The 628-nt window shown below is 61.5% G+C and carries 2 protein-coding genes; both read left to right on the top strand.

Annotated features, from left to right (window positions below):
• The coding region (locus tag C1876_RS17690) for a hypothetical protein (RefSeq protein WP_158544738.1) at window positions 1-184 on the top strand (184 nt) is incomplete at its 5' end.
• Between the two features lie 140 nt (window positions 185-324).
• Window positions 325-628 (top strand): Clp protease N-terminal domain-containing protein (locus tag C1876_RS17440; protein WP_280523745.1); only part of this gene is annotated, 304 nt, incomplete at its 3' end.

A 628-nucleotide genomic window follows, 5' to 3' on the forward strand; every position in this document is an offset into this window, starting at 1 on the left:
CATTCCCGGCGGCATCTTCTCGGCCGGCTTCGTGGCCGAGTTCCAAAATGCCAACCTGCGCAAGATCGAGCGCGACGTCCGCCGCGAGGACGCCCGTCAAGACAACCGCGACGAGGAGGAGCGCGCCGCCGACGAAGAAACCGAGCATGACACGCCTCCTCCCTCACAACGTGCCCACAAATGACGGCTTCTCGGGGTGGAGGTTTAGCAATTCAAGATAGGGAGTGCTAAACTGCACGGGAACTATTTACCGTGCCCGACGTGTCAGTTTTACCAGAGAGAAAGCATTCGCAGAAGGGCACCAACCCAAGGAACGAGGCAACCATGTCATTCGAGAAATTCACGGACAAGGCGCGTAAAGTGCTTGTCCTGGCTCAGGATGAGGCGCGCTCGCTTCACCAGCCCTACGTGGGCACCGAGCACATCCTGCTCGGCCTCATCCAGGAGAAGGACGGTCTTGCCGCCCAGGCGCTCGATCGCCTGAACGTCAGCTACGACGGCGTCGTTCAGGCCATCCGCCAGGTGGTCACCATCGACGAGGACACCGACGTCTCCGGACATCTCTCCTTCACGCCGCGCGTCAAGCGCGTGCTGGAGAACTCGCTGCGCGAGGCCATGCAGATGGGGC

Origin of the sequence: Eggerthella sinensis, from assembly GCF_003339815.1 — a bacterium.
Classification (GTDB): Bacteria; Actinomycetota; Coriobacteriia; order Coriobacteriales; family Eggerthellaceae; genus Eggerthella; species Eggerthella sinensis.